Origin of the sequence: Pedobacter insulae, from assembly GCF_900113525.1 — a bacterium.
In the GTDB taxonomy this organism is placed as follows: domain Bacteria; phylum Bacteroidota; class Bacteroidia; order Sphingobacteriales; family Sphingobacteriaceae; genus Pedobacter; species Pedobacter insulae.
The window spans coordinates 275950-295340 of the sequence record NZ_FOPP01000004.1 but is presented as its reverse complement, the minus strand read 5'-3'; the positions used below and the strand labels follow the sequence as shown (position 1 = coordinate 295340).

The following is a 19391-nucleotide window of genomic DNA, read 5'->3' as shown; positions in this document are numbered from 1 at the left end:
TGTTTTCAATTTGCTAGTGTATCACAGCTTTTTTCTTAATAGAACTTTTGATCTTGGTCCATTGCTCGTCAAAAAAATCGCACGACATGTAATTAACCCCAACACGAAGTGCTTTTAAGCCGCTCACACCTTGTAATTCTTCTAAATCTAATGTTTCGAGGTCATCCTGTAAAAAGCCTTGTTCTTGTAAATATTTGATATATTCACGGTATTCGTTGGCTTCGTAATTATTAAAATAAACTAATGAAATTTTTCCAGGCTGAGTTAAACGCTCGGACGTCCCTTTAACTAGTACCTTATCGATTCTCTTTTTAACCACTTCATACCTGATATTATACGCCCCTTCTACATCAAACCTACGTTCATCATTCCTAAAACTAATGTCAATCGGGTTTGAGTGAATAAAAATTAACTGGGTAGTTAACAACGCTCTCGGCATCTGACTTACCAAACTATTCGTTAATCTCGCTACTTCTACCATAGCTGTTAACTGCCAAAGACGTATATTTTTTAGGTATAACAGATCGAAAGGTTGGTCTGGGGCAATATCTTGACCAATATAGATATCATATTCAACCCCATCAGTCCTAAATTTGGCAAAATAACAAGGATAAGAAGACTGCAAAGTTTGTTGTGCCTCTTCCAAATATTCGCCTACCGCATTGTTTATAAACTGCATGGAAGTTTCCAGCGTTCTTCTGTGTTCAAATGCTTCACCATAAATTGGGTTAATGAATTTAAAATAATTCCCAATAATTTCCGCAGTATCGGCATGCCCCTTTTCAATATGTGTAAGTATCGGGTAAACCTCTAATTCTAAAAACTCATTTAATAATGCTTCCTCACTAGAACTTATAAATTCATCAATTTTCTTTAACCATTCATTACAGTTAAATAAAATTTTATCTATCAAGTCCAAATGTACTATCAGGCGCAATGAGGTCAAGGTCTCACTAAGCTTTGCTAACTGAACCTTTAAATCCTCCTTCAGGGCAAAATTGCGCTCCACTGTTGAGTTTCTAATATCAATCGCTCCAAAAAGCGGATAAAGTCCCTTGAAGGTAACTGTGTCTATCTCCTGTGCCTTCTTTTTTCCTTTGCTTTTTTTAACAAAGTTCCACACAACTTCATTAAATTTCCATTGCACAGAGGGTTGCAACGCGGTAAATTTATCCTTCAATACTTCGTCCATTTGAAGATTAAATTCTTCAATACGGTATTGCATTAACTGTCCTAACAGTGGCAAAGCCGAATGCAACCTTGAAATTAACTTATCATCTACTTCTAGATCTTGCTTAGAATAAATCTCCATTACCCCTGCCAATTGATTATTATAGAAAATGGGGAAGAACGAATAAGATCGAATGTTGTTTTTCCTCAAAACATCAAGAAAAGGAAAGCGTTGGATCTTCTCATCTGTCAAAATATTAAAAAATACAGGTCTCGGATTGTCTTTATAATCGTCTACTAAGGCATAAAACAACTCTTCCTGAAGTTCATGTTTTTTACCAGAATTAATAAGAATGCTTTGAGACTCTTTATCGTTATCAAACACAAATTTGTTATTTACCATTAGAAACGGGAGCAAACCAAATTCAATCCTGCCATCGCCAGCCAGTGTTTTTAATGCTTGAATAACATGTTCATAAGCCTCATTTTCGTAGGTATGGTTAACCAATGCGCTTCTTATTCCTTCAATGGCATGCGGCAAGGTTACATCTGCTAATGATATTACGGTAAATCCGTCAAACTCAAATTTGCTAAGCGGTATAATTTCTTGTAAATAGGCTATTTCATTGCCCTCTTGTATTTTTGAGGTAACTGCCTCAAAATTTAGTTCGGGCAACTCTCCTTCGTAGGTTATATCTATGAATTGTGTGTCAGCATTAATATTGTAATATTGTGTTAATTGAGTTTCAGGACTGATGTAGGCATATAAGATCTCATTCTTGAGGATGGTTGTATAGTTATAAAATCGGTTTAAAATAATTCGATAAATAAACTGTAACTGTTGCTTTTCCTTACTTAACTCGTTTTCTACATTCTTTGAATTTTCCTGCTCAGCGTGTAAGGAGAGCACATCGAAAAAGGCATCGGTACTAAAAAAGATCTTATCCGGCACAGGTGTGCTCAACGCCCATAGCAAATCTTTCTCATTAGCCATTAATGGGGTCAATATGGTATAAATAAGTTCTAAAGTATCTTTGTATTGCACCAGATCGTCCACATCGATATCGTTTTTTAAAGCCTCTTCCCGGTCAATCTTTTCCAGTAAAAATCGATAAAATTCAGCTTTTAAAGTCTGCTCGGTTTTAAGCCTGCTTTTTAAATAGGTAATTAATGGCCTAAACGACAAAGTCGATTCTACCTGACAGCTTATACACTCATTTCTATTTATCTGGATAACACTTGTATTCATAACCTTTTCCTCTTAATACCTAAAACTCATTGATACATACGGATACCATCCTTCATTAGATCTACCCATTACGAACCTAAAAATAGCGAGCGAGGCTGGTGAAAAATACATCCCTCCGCCCACGCCGTGGTGCCATTGGTCTGATTTTTCATTATTCGCCCAAACCCTTCCAACATCATAAAAACCGATTAACCCTACCTGTCCTGGCAGCACATAACTAATGAAATCGCCCAGTTTGGCTCTCAACTCTAAATTATTATAGAAACTATGATTTCCCGCAAATCTAAATTGCCTGTAACCAAGTAAATTTCCTTGTCCACCCAAAAATAAATGTTGATAAAATGCCGGTTTACCAATTGTAACACCTCCTCCAAAACGATCGGCTAAAACAAATTTAGCTCTTCCATCTATATTTTTATAGAGGGCAATATCGCCGGTAAATTGTCCGAATGAACTTGCATACTGATTTAATGCTTTAAAAATGGACCACTTAAAATCTATATAACTCCCTAATGTCGGTAAAATATCGTTGTCGCGTGTGTTATTGATAAAGTTAGCTACTATGCCCCCATACCACTTATTCCGACCCACCGTCAAACTATCATTCGAATGCAATTGAGCCGGCATAGTCAGTATCCGACCTTCATTATCTTCCATATCATATTTATACAATTGGAAGCTGGGACCTATGCTAAAGGTCGATTTCGGTCTACGCCACCTCAGTGCTGGTTCTATTTGATAAATATTAAACCGAGCTCTATAATACTTTATCCTTTCCTCATATTTCGTTTCATTACCAACGCCAAAAAAGTTTTGTGTATTATCTGGTGCGTATATATCGGCTTTAACAATTAAATCTGCGTTACCAATAGCTTTTAACCAATCGCCGCGATAATTAAAACGAAAAGCAGTAGTGGAAAAAGCATGGAGAAAAGAGATAATATGCGAATTGCCATAAGGTAGTTTGCGAAAACCAGGATTCGTCATCTTATAAGTCAAACCTAGTAATAGGCCGTCATCGTTATTAAAACCTGCATTTAATAACAAAGATCTTCTCCTGTACATATCTTTACCTAAATAACCTACATTGGCAGTATCTGCCGACATCCTTTTACGCAGCCTATCCTGATCATCTCCTGTAAAAATAGAATTACCATTTTTACGTCCAAACAGCTGCATACTTCTTTCAGCATTTGGTATTTGATATACTTTTCTGCCACCTCCTGCGATAATCCTTAGCTTTATGGGAGCTGTTTTATTGTCTATATAAAGACTATCGTTACCATCCTTTACATACAGTCGGATTTCTTTGGTGATAACGGGATCAAACGTACGGCTAAACATCTCCTCCTTAATATTACCTTCTTTCGAAATCTTATTAATTTTAACCGTCAAGTGCTGATTTGCTGAATCTATTATGGATACCTTCTCATTTTTATGACTAGTTTGGATGTCCACAATACGATTGAAGAAATGATAGTAATCGTTCATTAATTTGGGAAGGGAGGCTCTTCGTTCTTTCAAACGTAGCAAGAACTGATCATGACGTAGACTATAATTTGGTTCAGGTAATTGCTTTAAAGCCTTTTCGAACACCTCATCAGTTAATTGTGCACAAAACTCCTGAATAACTTTATCCCATTCCTTTTCAGTAAACTGAGACATCAACCTGCTATTCATGGCTCTTCCCTCCCATAAAAACCAATCTATATTTTTGATTTCTCTTTCATATCCCTGCATCATAGGCAACAACGACGACGATTGCGCATACCGTTGTACGAAACCATCAGTGCTGTAGAAAACCATATCGCGATCTCGTGGAACGGCAATGTACCTTTTGCCCTTCTCTGTCTTTTCAGGATACCATCTCCACTGATCTTCATGTCTGTCCCAATCTCCTATCATAACATCTAAAGCCCTTGCTCTCAACAATGATTCACCATCGTAAGTATTGTCATTATCTTCGTCCAACTTTTTAAACATCTTACCCGTATTGTCTGAATCGCCTAATGGTTCGCGCTCTTCAAATAAGCAAAGGGTATTTGCGAAAGCCGTCATATAATCTCCCAAAGCCGGATCAGGAGATACCCAACCAATAATCGGAGTAGTATGAGGTACGTCGACGGCTTTTGCCAAGGTAGGAACTATTAATGCGCCAAATGGATGTTGTGCCGACATATTATCCTTAATGATATCCTTTGCGAAAGTTTCTCTAAGGCCCTTCGGCAATAATACTTCTGGAAATTTCTCAACACTGCGTAACACCCATTCCTTACCGTTCTTATCTTCTAAACGTAATGATTTAGACTGATTACCCCCCCCTAATTTCGTAGGTTTTAGACCGCCCTTAAGTTCTGAAATTCTCAACACTGGAAATTTGGTTTCCATCGCATAATCTTTTCGGTAGTTCTCTCCAAAAAGAAAGCGATGAAATCGACCAACACTATCATAAGATGGGTGAACCTTCACGCTAATGCTATCACTCTTGATTACCTTAAATTCATTAACCTGTTTCGCTGCCAGTTCCTTATAAGATTGCGTGTAACTGAACACCTCCTTAACACCTGTATCAGCATATATAAAATATTTATATCTCATATTGTTATTAATCAATTGATCAGCAATCACATAACCCTGCCTTTCTTCCTGAAACAACGAATTCTTACCTTTTTTGTTTGCGGTAATCTTGGCACCAGAGCCGCTTACAATCTGAAGCTGATCACTCTTAATAAACTGGAGACCATGTTCATGGCCAGCAGCATAAATAACATTGGGTTTTTCACCAAAAATCGCATTTATGCTCTTAATCATGTCCTTGTAGCGCGGGTGATTAAGATCTTCCGGGCTTAACAAGGTTGATCTCAAAAACGGATAGATCGAGCCTATTACGGGTAAGGGAATAACAAGATTATGATTTAGTAAAGTTAAAGGCAACAAATGGTTTCGTAGCGTAAAATAACCACCATGTGCTCCATAGCTCTGAAACGGGTGATGAGAAGCTAGGATAATAATCTTATTCCGGTTTTGTTCCAGTAAGTCTTCCAATCGCTGCAATACTTCATCTTTAGTTTGGCAATCGCAATCCGGATTAGCCTTGTTGTAAGGGAAAAGCCACCATTCGCTATCATACGCTATAACGGTTAACCGATCCGTAAGGTTAATAGCAACGGGATCTGGACAACCATTCGCGGGAATCAATTTCAGAAGCGGATCGTTAAATGAAGCTAGGTAGTCGCTTTGTGCCTGAATTCTAGCAAGCCCTCTTGGTCCTGACTGATCCCAATCGTGATTACCAGGGATAAAATAAACTGCAGATCCAGCATCACGCATGGGTTTAAACTGAGATTGCAATATCTTTGAAGTTTCGGCAAAATCTCCATATCCAGGTATGGCCATGCCAACAGGGTAGATATTGTCACCCAAATAAAGTGTCGTTGTTTTACCTTTAATTACATGTTTTGCTGCGTTCTTAAGCGATTCTTTCTGGCCGTCATTCATTTCGCCTGCATCACCAATTAAAATTACCCTATATTTAACGGAATCCTGTGCATACGCTCCCATTGAAAGGCAAAAACATATTGTAAAAAGTAATCTTCCTATCATACTTTATTTCTTTTTATAGTCAAACCTTAAAATATTTCCAACCTGAGTCTCGCTCCCTTCATTAGATATATAGAGGTTCCCCTGTTTGTCAAATGCAATTCCTTCGGGTTGATTAAAGGTATTAGAACTTAAATGATAAGCATTTTTAATTCCCCATTTTGAATCTAAAACAACCAGAACTTTATTAACTGACGAAATAATATACCATTCCTTAGTTAAGGGATTTATTGCTAAGGCTGAGGGATGGAAAGTCCCTTTCTTTTTACCTGTTAAATTATCTATTTTGCTGGCATTAATTTTAAAGGTTCCTTTCGCTTTGAATGTGCCATTATTATTAAAAGCAAATACGTAACCACTTGTTAATTTGCTGCCTTTATCTGTCTTGCAGTTCTTACATAATAAATAGACGTTGCCAGTTGCCTCATCAGCAAACATTCCTTCGTATTCACCTTTAGGCACTAAACCTGTATTTTCTTTTACCATTCCTGTACTTTCATTTTTCGTTTCACTCAATGGAAATGAGAATAGATCGCCATTGCTTTTAAGTAAAATTACCCAATTATTGATCACAGAAACATCTTCATAATCCCCCTTTCCGGCAAACTTGGTAACAGTTTCGTCCTTAGACCCAAGCGGTAATTTAAAAAGCTTACCATCTTCATCTTGTTGGGCATACACAAATGTATTGTCTCCTTTATTAAAAGCGATACCCGAAATTTCCTGTAAAATATCGGGCATACTGTATTTCTGGGGATTGTTTAAATTATATCCTGGTGGTAACGCCAAAGCTTTGTCATTTTTACCTATGCAAGACACCGCTATAAATGTTACTGAGATTGATAACATGGCGATAATTAAAATGTGCTTGTTATGTTTAGTTATATTCACCATCGGCTTTACTTTTTAATAATTCATAGATACGATATTGGGATTGATTAACCTCCCCTTTTGTTACAGTAGGAATATTAATCATTTTGTCATTTATTGTTACGGCCTTAACATTATCTGTCAGCTGGAGATTGAGCATAGATTTTATCTCTTTTTTGATATCTTCATCAAAAACCGGGAAGCATACTTCAATTCTCCGATAAATATTTCTATTCATCCAATCGGCAGATCCCATATAAATCTCCTCTTCCCCTCCATTCTCAAAGACAAATATCCTGCCATGCTCTAAATAGCGATCAACAATCCTTGTAACAATAATGTTTTCACTCATTCCATTTAAACCAGCTACCAATCTGCAAATGCCCCTTATAATTAACCTTATTTTCACGCCCGTTCTTGATGCTTCATAAAGTTTACTGATCATCGTTTTTTCTTCTAGATTATTTAATTTGATAACAATGGAAGCCGGAATACCTTGTTTTGCATGTGCAATCTCCCGGTCAATTAACGCAAGGAATCGCTCTTGTAAGTTAAATTGGGCAACGAAAAGATAGTTAAAGGAAATTAATTTCGGATCGGTTGGTTTAACCCTTTTAGCGAGAAAGATAAAGAGCAACTCCATCTCACGCATCAGGCCCGGATGCGAGGTCATCAAAATATGGTCTGTATAAAAATTGGCCGTCGTTTCATTAAAATTGCCTGTTGCCAATAAACCTGTATAGACTGACCGCGTTGCAATTTTTCGCTTAACTAACGCTATTTTAGCATGAACTTTTAAAGCAGTAACACTATAAATTATCGTTACACCTGCTTCAGTCATTTTTTTAGCCCATTTGATATTATTAGCCTCATCAAACCGTGCTTTTAGTTCTACTAAAACAAAGACTTTTTTTCCGTTTTTGGCAGCGCTAATCAATGCATTAACAATTTTAGAGTCGCTGGCAACACGGTAAAGTGTGATATAAATTTCTTCAACTTGTTTATCTGTAGCCGCTTCATTGAAGAATCTTAAAACACTGTCATACGCCTGAAATGGGGAATTAATAAGAATGTCTTTCTTAAAAATTTGTTGATATAGTGGCTGGTTCTTCGCCAATGGTGGATAAGCTATACGGGCCCACCTTTCATTTTCCAGTGCCGGGTTGTAAACAGGAAAACTTGACAGATCTTTTAGATTGTGATATCTACCACCTTCAACTTGATTGGCTTTCTGCAAGTTTAATTTTTCAATTAATAAAGCCATTACCTGCTCTCCGGCACCCGATTGATATAAAAATCGGGTTGCTAAACCAAAGTCGCGCTTTTGCAACTGCTTTTCTATTTGTTCCGCTAAATTACCAGAATATTCGTCTTTTAAATCAATTTCAGCGGTACGGGTAATTTTGAAGCTGTAGCAACCCGTAATCTCCTCGTCAGGGAAGAGTAGCGGGAGGTTATATCTAATAATGTCATCCAGAAAAACAATAAATGTTTGCTCATTCTTGGTAATCTTATAAAACCGGGGTAAATTGTTTGAAGGAATATTTAAAATAACAACGCTTTCATTTTCTTCAGCGTTAAGCGTTATCAAAAAATACAGCTCGTTGTTATTTGGGAAGAAATCTGACTTTCTTGAATCAAGCGTTACGGGTTGTAAAAATGCTAAAACCTGACTAAGGAAATATCCACTAGTCTCCTCAGTTAAATCTTCTGGAATTGGCATCCCATATAAAAAATTAATATGATGGTTATGAAGTTCAGGAATTATCGACTTGCTTAAAATCTCACCATATGTCTGCTGATGACGATGAATAGTTTGATTAGCTGTGGTTAATAAACCCTCTGGTAAGGCAATATGATTTTTCTCCTTCTTACTTAATTTAGCTAAGGCTAATAAAACAGGCATTCTTACCCGATAAAATTCATCCAGGTTAGAGGAGTAAATAGACAAAAACTTAATCCGTTCTAATAAAGGGACATGTTTATCGGTAGCCTCCAGCAATACTCTCTCGTTAAAGGAAAGCCAACTTAAATCTCTTTGGTGAAAAACGTCTTCAATTTTCGAATCCAACATTTTAAGAAAGTTTACCGTAGGCGATATAAGAAATAATGTAAGCAAAAACCGCTGCAATAAGTCCAAACATAAAGATATTGTAAGCGATGCGGATTAACTTATATTTACGTCCCAATACAACCCCCTGAGAATATACATCAGTAATAAGCGTACCATATAAAAATTCATTGTCGTTCATCACCTTTATCATTCCTTTAGAATAATCGCTTAGTGCCATTTTATAAAAGTTGCCAAAAAAGAGCAAATTCACTTTTTTACGTTCCAAATCATTATCTGAAAAAATACCGTCCGGTATAGATGGGCGTGTGGCTAAAATGGAGAAAATAATAGCCCCCAAACTTACCATCAAAAGAATAAAGGTAGGCACAATTAAAAATGCATTATCTTCCAGTCTCCTAAGAACCAAACTCACAATTAATGATAAAATGATGGAATTAACGGTAATTAATAACTGAGCCTTATTGTCGGCCATATCACTTAATCGCTGGTTGTTTGATGAGGTAATACGAAACATAGTTTCTATACCTTTGTCAGGTCGTTTTTTGTCTTTCTTACTTAGCAATTTTTCTTCCTTAACCACTGTACCCTCATCTACTACGTTCACAGCGCTCATTTCTCCTTTTAGCTTACTCTTAAGCTTATCAATATTTTTCTGCTTTTGATCACCTAGCAATAATTCGCAATAATCCGTGTGATAATGTTGACTTTCCAAAAATTGAACATCTCGCAATCTCCATTCTTTCTTATTACTGTCTATTTGATAGAGCAAAGCAAGCTCTTTATGCATCAGTTTCCGCTTTTCAGTAAATTCTTCGGTTCCTAAATGAAAAAGATCTCCATCGCAGATAATATTCTCCAGCAAATTCGTCGGCCGTTGTGGCATTTTAGTAGCCAAAATAACTTGCATTACCGAATCGCGCACATCTGCAGGGATATCTTGTTTTTTAAGAAATTCAATTGCGATTTCCGCTCCTTTTTGTTCGTGATTTTGGATATCTTCGAAGTACCCGGTATCATGAAACCAAGCTCCAGCACAGACGATGAAAAAATCTTTATCGTTTAGTTGATAATGATTTGCAATTTGCATAGTCGCATTTACCACACCTTGAGTATGATCTAAGTTGTGATAAACTAATTTTGCATCATGCCGGGTATGGAAGTAATCTAGGACGAAGTTTTTAACTTCTTCTAATTGTTGCTTATAGTTTATTTTAGCCATATAATTAAAAAACGTAATAAATTACATTTCTAAGTAACGCATTACATATTTACGAAAGATACTAAATATTTATTCATCGCATATCAATAACTTTATAAAATGAGATTTGTTTTACAGGTCACTGAAGCAAACATATAGAAGTGTTTAGTTACCTGTAAATCAGTATGAAATAAAATAAACATGTTGGATAAATTTTTGTTATGCTTCCATTAACCCGTAAACATATGACATCTAAAAAATTTCAGATTCTTCCCTTTATCATCTGTCTCCTTATCCCATTAGCAGTTGGTGCTTTAGGAAGTTTCTTCACCTTCGAATCGGTTAAGACCTGGTATACCACTTTAAATAAGCCATCATTTAATCCGCCCAACAACATTTTCGGTCCGGTGTGGACTACCTTATATATCTTGATGGGAATTGCTTCTTATTTGGTTTGGAAACAAAGGAAAACTGCTGCTGGTTACAATAGAGCCATATTGATATATATTCTACAGCTGATATTAAACTTAATGTGGTCCTTTTTGTTCTTCTACTTACAACAAATCGGTTTCGCTTTGATAGAGATTGGGGTTTTATGGATATTCCTGGTTATGAATGCGATTTTATTCTATCGAATTCATAAAGTTGCCGGACTACTTTATATTCCATATATATTATGGGTGAGTTTTGCAACATACCTAACTTATAGTATTTACATGCTGAATTAGGAATTTGTCATAAATCGACCTAATATTACGTTATTGAAAGAAAAACAATATTTTTATACGTAATGTTTATCAAAAACCTCTTTACTATCCTATTTATTCTTTTAGCGTTTTGTGCTAAGGCGCAAAAAGTAGGATTAGTTTTAAGTGGTGGTGGTGCCAAAGGTTTGGCACATATCGGCATACTTAAAGCATTAGAAGAGCACAATATCCCTATAGATTACATTACCGGTACTTCGATGGGAGGAATCGTTGGGGCCATGTATGCTGCGGGTTATTCTCCAAAACAAATGGAAGAAATTGCTTTGAGTACAGATTTTCAGGATTGGGTAAGTGGCAGGTATAAAAGCGATTATAGTTTTTACTTTCAAAAAAGCAACAATAATGCATCTATATTGACCGCTAAACTTTCTGCCGACACAAGCTTGAGGCTTAGTTTTAGACCTAATCTGGTGAACGATATCCCACTTAATTTTGCATTACTAGAACTTTTTTCTCAGGCATCATCTAGCGCTAAGGACAATTTCGACAAGCTATTTGTCCCTTATCGCTGCATGGTATCAGATGTTTTATCTCAAACCAGTATTGCCGTGGGCAAAGGCAGCTTAGCCGAAGCGGTACGGGCTACCATGACTGTTCCATTGGTTTACCGTCCAATCAAGTTGGAAGATAAATATGTTTTTGATGGGGGTCTATATAACAACTTCCCGGCTGATGTAATGAAAGAAGAATTTAAACCTGATATCATCATCGGTGCCAATGTTTCTTCCAAAATCTTCAATGAGTATCCAAAGGATGACGATCGATTAATGAACCGCTTTTTGGTCTACATGTTTCTTTCCAAATCTGATTCCACACTTATCGGTCCAAACGGAATATACATCCAACCTGAATTGGCAGATTTTAACACCACAAACTTTGCGCCTGTTGCACAACTCATTCAAAAAGGATATGAGGCTACCATAGCAGATATGGAGAAAATAAAAAAGTCGATTACAAAACGGGTAAGCAAATATCAACTCGACTTAAAACGACTTGAATTCAATTCGTCGAAGCCAAATCTTATTTTCAATACTATAATTGTCTCAGGGGTAAATAGTCAGCAAAAAAAATACATAGAACGCTTGTTCAAAAGTGACCAATCAACCTTTAATTTGGCGGACATTAAGCAAGGTTATTATAAATTGGTGGCCGACGAAACCTTTGAAACTGTCTATCCAAAAATCACCTATCATCAATTAACCGATAGTTATAATTTCGAAATTGTGGCCCAGCCAAAGAAAAGCTTTAAAATTGATTTTGGAGGTAATATCTCTTCGAGACCAATTAGTAACGTGTACCTCGGTCTCCAGTATAATTATCTGAATAAAAGAGCCTACACGTTTAGTACAAATTTCTATTCTGGCCGCTTTTATGAATCCGTACAATTAAATGGTCGTGTAGATTACCCCTCTGGCTTACCCCTATTTTTAGCAGCAGAGTTTACCTATAACCATTGGAACTATTATAATACCAGCGAAATTTTTATAGAAAACCCCCATCCAACCTATATTGAACAAGCAGATAGAAAGGTTGATTTAAAAATGGGTTTCCCACTGAACAAAAACGCTAGAATTTCTCTAATCACTTCATTTATCAATAATAGTGATAATTATAGTCCGACAAATTCCTTCGCTGTCGGTGACATTTTAGATCGGACGGTATTTAATGGTTTTAGAACAAGTTTGCTGTTTGAAAAGAATTCCTTAAATAGAAAGCAATATGCATCTACTGGTCAAAATTTTTTATTCAGTATTAATTATACTTCAGGAAAAGAAAATTATGTTCCGGGAAATAGTTATCGTACGCTGGCGAGCCAACCAGGTATATTCAGAAAGTTTAGAAACTGGGCCTATATAAAGATAAGTGATGAACATTATTTTCTTCATACCAAAAAATATACACTAGGTTATCTAGCTGAAGGCGTGATCTCTAACCAACCATTGTTTAGAAATTATTATTCATCTCTGCTTTCAGCTCCTGCCTTTTATCCATTGCAGGATAGTAGATCGTTATTTTTACATAATTTTAGAGCCACAAGTTATGTAGCTGGCGGATTGAAGAATATTTTCTATCTTAAGAAGAATTTTGACTTAAGAATAGAGGGCTATTTATTTTCAGCTCATAAGGAATTTATCCAGCAGGCACCAGTGGGTGTTGGGTATGACCTTCCTTTTAGCAAATGGCATTATGCAGGTACCGCTGGTTTGGTATATCATACGCCTGTGGGACCAATTAGTTTAAGCTATAATTTATACGATGATGCCATTAAGAGAAATGGTATTTTATTACATTTAGGATATTTAATTTATAATAAAAGATCTATAGAATGAGATACATTTACCTAGCCTTATTATGCTTTTGCCTAACGCATACCTTTGCGCAAAATGCTGCTATCAATAATTTTTTTGTGAAAGAGAGCTTATTAAAAAACAGCAAACTAGCAATTATAGCGGCAGATTCCCTGAATAATCCTCTGGAAACGATTAATGGGGTGTATACTTTCGCCATAAGTGGTTTTACACAGGAAATAACATTCAATAATGGCGTAGGAATTTTGCCCTTACAAATTGATAAATCGACTTTCGTCTATATTAAACATCAAAATGATAACGGGACACATGGAAAACTGCTTTATGTATACAAAAAAGAGGGCAATTTAAATCCGTTCACAATTAGTCGAATTTTCTTAATCATCATACCATTGATTATTATTATTCTTGCCTTTGCTTTTAAAAAATTCATCTATATTGCCGTTATCTTATTATTGATATTTATTTATTTTAACCACAGCAACGGTCTGAATATCGGTACCTTTTTTGAGACAACTTTTGACTATTTAAAGAATCTAGTTTAGCGCCTTTTTCGTGCGTAAATGGAAACGTTAACGTTGAGAAAATGAATGTTTAAACTCCTTTTAGCGGAAAAAAAGGTCAAAAAAAAATAACCTTAGGTTTTTTTTTCCACTAAAAAAGTGTATTTATCTATATGGCAGGCTATAAAAAACAAATTGTTAACTATAAAAATGCAATTTTATCTAAAGATAATATGAATTTAATATAAAAATATCATAGATTTGTTTTATACTTTTAATATCATAAAAACCATAATCTTAAACAGAAAGCCTTAATCTCACCAGTTAAGGCTTTCTATTTTAAATTCAGTTTTCAAATAACACTTCCCTGTTCCCCTACATCGCTCATGTAATATAGGAAAGACTGCCTTGCTAAATGCTACCAATTCTACAAAGTGCGCTTAAAATTATGATTAATAAAAATTGTATTTGAATCACTCCCAGCAAGAGAGGGCAAAAAAAAAACACCTACTTTCGTAAGTGCTTTTTGTGCGCCCACCTGGGCTCGAACCAGGGACCAAAAGATTATGAGTCTTCTACTCTAACCAACTGAGCTATAGGCGCAGAAAACCGATATTGGTTTTGCGTTGCAATGTTAGCTATTTTCGAGCAATTTTGGAAACTCTTTTATCGGAAAAATTAAAAAAACAATCAAAAAATACTTAATCCGTTGATTGAGAATAAAAAAGATTGAATCCTCTGACCTTAATTAACCAAATAACAGAAATCAATCAAAAGCCTATATTTGCGGTTAACATGAACAATATTAAAAATATCATCTTCGATTACGGAAATGTAATCTTCGAAATTAATTTTACAAGGGCACAACAAGCATTTGAACGATTGGGGATAAACAATGTTGAAAGATTTTTTGCACATAAAAGTCATAATCCTTTATTTGATGACTTCGAAACCGCAACTATTACACCTCTTCAATTTAGAGAAGGTATAAGAGCTGCTGCTTCAAATATCAAGCTAAAAGACGAAGACATTGATGATGCATGGAACAGTTTACTCATTGGGGTTTCAGGCAATAATCATGAAGTTTTAATGGAGGTAAAAAATAAATACCGTACATTTTTACTAAGCAACAATAACGAAATCCACTATAACTGGATAACCAATTACCTCAAAACAACCTTCGAAATCGAGAATTACGATAACCTTTTTGAAAAGGCATATTTCTCTCAGCAAATGCGCTTGCGTAAACCAAACCTTCCTATTTTCGAACAAGTGATTAAAGAAAATAACCTAAACCCAAAAGAAACTTTATTTATCGATGATAGTCCACAGCATATTGAAGGTGCAAAAAACGCAGGTCTTCGTACTTTACTAATGGATGTCCATCCAGAAAAGTTAAAAGAGTTTTTAATACATCATCATTTACTATAGATTTTTTCTAAATCAAAATCATAAGGCAACGAGATCCCAATCCTTCTTTCAGGCATATCGCCATACATGAACAAACTTGCCTCTGGGTAATAACCACTTCGTTGAACATTTACTCCACCCGCTTTGAAAAAATAGAGATAAGTGGATCTATAATCTGGCTTTTTAGCTGTCACACGTGCTTTACTACTGCTAATCCTTGCTGAAAATTGCTCCTCATTATTCAATTTATTTACATCATATTGAATTAATATTGTGTCCGCAAAATTAACATTCACCGTTCTTGAACTACGGTCACTTTTTATAAACGATCTATAATCTATTTCTTTTGTTTTAGCGCTTATAGTGTCGGCCTGTTTTAAAACAGCTTGATAATATTTAGCGGTGTCTCTCGAAAAAAGATGCGGTAAGCTAATATCAGGTTTTTCTTCTTTAACATAAGCTTCAGCCATTTTCTTCAGATAGATCTTAGTAACCCTTTGTTTTTCCATGTTTTTAACTTCCGAATATTTGAATATATAGAAGAAATCTAATCCAATTGTTTTTGAATACACACCGCGCATAAAATGCATATTGGAACCTTCATAGGCAAAGATTCTATTCTTTTTAATCTGATTTTTGGGCAATATCATCAGCGGTAATTCTTCATAAAATGCATAATACTTAAATATAACTTCGTTTGTAGTAAAATTATATTCGAATTGTTCCAAGTCAATCTTAATTTTATAATTCAAGAAGATATTCTCAATAATTAATGGCCCTTTTGCAAAGACCTTGAGGTTATTAGTCTCAGAATCAAAGTCAAAATAAAGAGAATCTTTGTTCTTAATCTTACACCAGTTCGTCGTTTTTTTATATTCTCCAATTAGCTCTCTGTAAAAAAGATTAAACCACTTTGTTATATGATCTTTACTAGGTTTAGCCCTCACAACTACTTCACTTAATTTATTGGTGCTTGGGTCGAGATCAAAATGTAAATTCACAACGGGGCTGTTATCTAATACATGAACTTTTCTAACATAAGCAATATGTGAAAGAATCAATGTAGCCTCACCAGTAAGCATAGCGTTAAACGAAAAGTTACCTTTATGATCAGTTTCCGTTCCATAAGTAGTATTGTTAATATAAACAGATACACCTGCAATTCCCTGTTTTGTTATTTCATCAACTACCCTACCTGAAATTTTAATCTGTGCATCACTAGATAAGGGTATAAAAAAAATAAGGAATGATAAATAATATTTCATAGATAACTACATTTGTGGTGAACCGTTTAAATATAATGAATATGAAACAAAAAAAATATGCTTCATTAAAAGAGTTTTATCCATTTTATTTAACTGAACATCAAAATTTCACAAGCAGAGTGCTACATTTTATAGGTACCGGCTTAGTGATTTTAACTTTAATTGGGGCTATACTTTTTCATGATTGGCGTTTCTTTGTCGCGATCCCATTTATAGGATATGGCTTTGCTTGGGTGGGGCATTTCTATTTCGAAAAAAACAAGCCTGCCACTTTTCAATATCCAGGTTACAGCTTGGTAAGCGATTTCATTTTATTTTTTGACCTTTTGCTGGGCAACCAACCCTTTAGGGTAAAATAAATTTTATTGATCGCGCAATTATTCCCCATAGTTTTTAACTATATTCATATAGAGAAAAGCACTTTGATAGTTAAGGTTATCTCGTATATCTTTACGAAAGCGACAATGCAAAATTAAGAACTTAACCAAGAATTAATATGGACAATAATTCAAATGACATCAGCAAATGCCCATTTCATGGAGCAATTAAAAAACAAAATATTGGTGGTGGTGGTACAAGAAATAGAGACTGGTGGCCAAATCAATTAAAATTGAATATTCTCCGTCAGTATTCTCCCCTATCTAATCCAATGGATAAGGATTTTAATTACGCAGAAGCTTTTAAAAGCCTTGATTTCCAAGCATTAAAAAGTGACCTTCATGCACTCATGACTGACTCCCAAGACTGGTGGCCTGCTGATTTTGGACATTACGGCGGTTTATTTATCCGCATGGCCTGGCATAGCGCTGGAACTTACCGAGTAGGCGATGGTCGCGGGGGTGCAGCTGCGGGACAACAACGTTTTGCGCCTTTAAATAGTTGGCCAGATAACGTAAGTTTAGATAAAGCGCGTCGTTTACTTTGGCCTATCAAACAAAAATATGGCAAGAAGATATCATGGGCCGATTTAATGATCCTAACAGGTAATGTGGCACTAGAATCAATGGGTTTTAAAACATTCGGTTTCGCAGGTGGTCGGGAAGATGTATTTGAAGCGAGTGAAGATATATATTGGGGCGCAGAAACAACTTGGTTGGGCAACGACCAACGCTATGCTACAGGGTCTGAAGGCATTGCTGCACACGGTGTTTTAGTTTCTGATGAAGATGCAGATGGCGATAAACACTCTCATGACCTCGAAAAGCCACTTGCAGCAGCTCACATGGGTTTAATTTATGTAAATCCAGAGGGGCCAAACGGCAACCCAGATCCAATTGCTGCAGCAAAAGATATTCGGGAGACCTTTGCACGTATGGCAATGGACGATGAAGAAACTGTAGCATTAATTGCTGGAGGTCATACTTTTGGTAAAACTCACGGTGCTGCATCTTCTGATCATGTAGGAAAGGAACCGGAAGCTTCAGGTATTGAACAACAAGGATTTGGATGGAACAATACTTTTGGCAGTGGTAAAGGTGCTGATACCATTACCAGTGGCTTAGAAGTGACGTGGACCACTACGCCAACACAATGGAGCAACAATTTCTTTGAAAACCTTTTTGGTTTTGAATGGGAATTAACCAAAAGCCCTGGAGGTGCACATCAATGGGTAGCAAAAGATGCAGAAAATATAATCCCAGATGCCTTTGATCCCACTAAGAAGCACAAACCTACTATGCTAACTACAGATCTTTCTTTAAGACTGGATCCAGCGTACGAAAAGATCTCAAGACGTTTCCTCGAAAATCCTGAGCAATTCGCAGATGCTTTCGCTCGGGCATGGTTTAAACTAACTCATCGTGACATGGGTCCAGTTAGCCGTTATCTTGGTCCCGAAGTACCCGAAGAAGAATTAATTTGGCAAGATCCAATCCCTTCTGTTAATCACCAGTTAATAGATGACAATGATATAACGTTGTTAAAAAGCAAAATAATTGAATCTGGTTTAACGATAAGTCAACTAGTAACAACCGCTTGGGCATCTGCTTCAACTTTTAGAGGTGGCGATAAACGTGGTGGTGCTAATGGAGCACGTATTCGTTTAGCACCACAAAGATATTGGCAAGCAAACAATCCTGCGCAACTTGATAAAGTTTTAAGTACGTTAGAAAGCATACAAAAACAATTTAATACTGCGCAAACTACCGATAAAAAGGTATCACTGGCTGATTTGATCGTGCTTGCATCATGCGCCGCCATTGAAAAAGCTGCTGAAAATTCAGGCCAACCTGTTACCGTCCCTTTTACACCAGGAAGAATGGATGCTTCTCAAGCACAAACTGACGTAGAATCGTTCAACTATTTAGAGCCGGTAGCTGATGGTTTTCGTAACTATAAAAAACAACGGACCCTAGCCTCAACAGAAGAATTACTAATTGACAAAGCACAACTGCTTACACTATCGGCACCAGAACTAACGGTGCTTATTGCAGGCATGCGTGCGTTAAATGCTAATTATGATGGCTCTAATCTTGGTATACTCACTCATCGACCTGAACAATTAACAAATGACTTCTTTGTAAATTTACTGGATATGAATACTTCATGGAAGGCCGTAAATCAAGACAAAGAAATATATGAAGGCATAGATCGTAAAACCGGAAGGGTAAAGTGGACCGCAACCCGCGCCGATTTAGTATTTGGTTCAAACGCTGAATTAAGAGCAATTGCAGAAATTTACGCACAATCAGATTCGCAGTCTAAATTTTCTCAAGATTTTGTGAATGCGTGGAATAAAGTCATGGACCTCGATCGGTTTGATTTAAACTAATATTTATATCATACTGTTACTTCATGAAAACGAAGTAACAGTATTCCAATTATCCTTATTTTGTAAATATTAAGCTTAGATTTTGAATCCTCCCAATTCAATCCCATATTTGCCTTAATGCAATACCTTGAAAAAAATACGAACTGTAAATGTCATGCCTTACAAAAAAGCCATGAGTTGGATCGTATTGTCTTCACTTTTCAATC

12 protein-coding genes and 1 tRNA gene are annotated in these 19391 nt (G+C 36.0%); 6 read left to right on the top strand and 7 right to left on the bottom strand.

Features of this window, described 5'->3' with window-relative positions; all coding sequences use genetic code 11:
• Window positions 1-13: 13 nt before the first annotated feature.
• Genes BM207_RS08635 through BM207_RS08615 form a run of 5 tightly spaced genes read right to left on the bottom strand, consistent with a single transcriptional unit; the run spans window position 14 to window position 10182 of the window.
• Window positions 14-2419 (bottom strand): hypothetical protein, encoded by a 2406-nt coding sequence (locus BM207_RS08635; RefSeq protein ID WP_090993172.1) that lies wholly within the window; start codon window positions 2417-2419, stop codon window positions 14-16.
• A 12-nt stretch (window positions 2420-2431) separates the two neighbouring features.
• Complete coding sequence (locus BM207_RS08630) at window positions 2432-6022, bottom strand: BamA/TamA family outer membrane protein (RefSeq protein ID WP_090993171.1); 3591 nt, start codon at window positions 6020-6022, stop codon at window positions 2432-2434.
• 3 nt (window positions 6023-6025) lie between these two features.
• Window positions 6026-6868 (bottom strand): SdiA-regulated domain-containing protein, encoded by an 843-nt coding sequence (locus tag BM207_RS08625; RefSeq protein WP_245768060.1) that lies wholly within the window; start codon window positions 6866-6868, stop codon window positions 6026-6028.
• 28 nt (window positions 6869-6896) lie between these two features.
• Window positions 6897-8963 (bottom strand): polyphosphate kinase 1, encoded by a 2067-nt coding sequence (gene ppk1, locus BM207_RS08620; protein ID WP_090993170.1) that lies wholly within the window; start codon window positions 8961-8963, stop codon window positions 6897-6899.
• A 1-nt stretch (window position 8964) separates the two neighbouring features.
• Complete coding sequence (locus BM207_RS08615) at window positions 8965-10182, bottom strand: Pycsar system effector family protein (protein WP_317040293.1); 1218 nt, start codon at window positions 10180-10182, stop codon at window positions 8965-8967.
• 224 nt (window positions 10183-10406) lie between these two features.
• On the opposite strand from BM207_RS08615, the gene BM207_RS08610 reads away from it, so the two are divergent.
• From BM207_RS08610 to BM207_RS08600, 3 genes are all read left to right on the top strand, one after another.
• Window positions 10407-10889: a TspO/MBR family protein gene (locus tag BM207_RS08610; RefSeq protein WP_090993169.1), complete on the top strand. Its 483-nt coding sequence runs from the start codon at window positions 10407-10409 to the stop codon at window positions 10887-10889.
• Window positions 10890-10951: 62 nt separating this feature from the next.
• The gene (locus tag BM207_RS08605; protein ID WP_090993168.1) at window positions 10952-13258 is read left to right on the top strand and encodes a patatin-like phospholipase family protein; all 2307 of its coding nucleotides are present in this window, start codon (window positions 10952-10954) and stop codon (window positions 13256-13258) included.
• Window positions 13255-13782 carry a hypothetical protein gene (locus BM207_RS08600; protein WP_090993167.1) on the top strand — a complete coding sequence of 176 codons (528 nt, stop codon included), beginning with the start codon at window positions 13255-13257 and terminating at the stop codon, window positions 13780-13782. The genes BM207_RS08605 and BM207_RS08600 overlap by 4 nt, the downstream gene beginning before the upstream one ends.
• A gap of 487 nt (window positions 13783-14269) precedes the next feature.
• On the opposite strand, the gene BM207_RS08595 is transcribed toward BM207_RS08600, so the two are convergent.
• A tRNA-Ile gene (locus tag BM207_RS08595) sits at window positions 14270-14343 on the bottom strand.
• Window positions 14344-14535: 192 nt separating this feature from the next.
• Here BM207_RS08595 and BM207_RS08590 point away from each other — a divergent pair.
• Window positions 14536-15171, top strand: coding sequence for an HAD family hydrolase (locus tag BM207_RS08590; RefSeq protein ID WP_090993166.1), 636 nt, complete (start codon window positions 14536-14538; stop codon window positions 15169-15171).
• Here BM207_RS08590 and BM207_RS08585 read toward each other — a convergent pair.
• On the bottom strand, window positions 15159-16415 hold the full coding sequence (locus tag BM207_RS08585) for a carboxypeptidase-like regulatory domain-containing protein (RefSeq protein WP_090993165.1): 1257 nt from the start codon (window positions 16413-16415) through the stop codon (window positions 15159-15161). The two genes, BM207_RS08590 and BM207_RS08585, sit on opposite strands and share 13 nt — an antisense overlap.
• Window positions 16416-16456: 41 nt before the next feature.
• On the opposite strand from BM207_RS08585, the gene BM207_RS08580 reads away from it, so the two are divergent.
• Window positions 16457-16774: an Mpo1-like protein gene (locus BM207_RS08580; protein WP_090993334.1), complete on the top strand. Its 318-nt coding sequence runs from the start codon at window positions 16457-16459 to the stop codon at window positions 16772-16774.
• Window positions 16775-16911: 137 nt separating this feature from the next.
• Window positions 16912-19185 carry a catalase/peroxidase HPI gene (katG, locus tag BM207_RS08575; RefSeq protein ID WP_090993164.1) on the top strand — a complete coding sequence of 758 codons (2274 nt, stop codon included), beginning with the start codon at window positions 16912-16914 and terminating at the stop codon, window positions 19183-19185.
• Window positions 19186-19391: the final 206 nt, after the last annotated feature.

Coding starts and splice junctions, on each gene's coding strand:
- BM207_RS08635 (WP_090993172.1), bottom strand. CDS start 2,419: ATGAATACAAGTGTTATCCAGATAAATAGAAATGAGTGTATAAGCTGT.
- BM207_RS08630 (WP_090993171.1), bottom strand. CDS start 6,022: ATGATAGGAAGATTACTTTTTACAATATGTTTTTGCCTTTCAATGGGA.
- BM207_RS08625 (WP_245768060.1), bottom strand. CDS start 6,868: ATGTTATCAATCTCAGTAACATTTATAGCGGTGTCTTGCATAGGTAAA.
- ppk1 (WP_090993170.1), bottom strand. CDS start 8,963: ATGTTGGATTCGAAAATTGAAGACGTTTTTCACCAAAGAGATTTAAGT.
- BM207_RS08615 (WP_317040293.1), bottom strand. CDS start 10,182: ATGGCTAAAATAAACTATAAGCAACAATTAGAAGAAGTTAAAAACTTC.
- BM207_RS08610 (WP_090993169.1), top strand. CDS start 10,407: ATGACATCTAAAAAATTTCAGATTCTTCCCTTTATCATCTGTCTCCTT.
- BM207_RS08605 (WP_090993168.1), top strand. CDS start 10,952: ATGTTTATCAAAAACCTCTTTACTATCCTATTTATTCTTTTAGCGTTT.
- BM207_RS08600 (WP_090993167.1), top strand. CDS start 13,255: ATGAGATACATTTACCTAGCCTTATTATGCTTTTGCCTAACGCATACC.
- BM207_RS08590 (WP_090993166.1), top strand. CDS start 14,536: ATGAACAATATTAAAAATATCATCTTCGATTACGGAAATGTAATCTTC.
- BM207_RS08585 (WP_090993165.1), bottom strand. CDS start 16,415: ATGAAATATTATTTATCATTCCTTATTTTTTTTATACCCTTATCTAGT.
- BM207_RS08580 (WP_090993334.1), top strand. CDS start 16,457: ATGAAACAAAAAAAATATGCTTCATTAAAAGAGTTTTATCCATTTTAT.
- katG (WP_090993164.1), top strand. CDS start 16,912: ATGGACAATAATTCAAATGACATCAGCAAATGCCCATTTCATGGAGCA.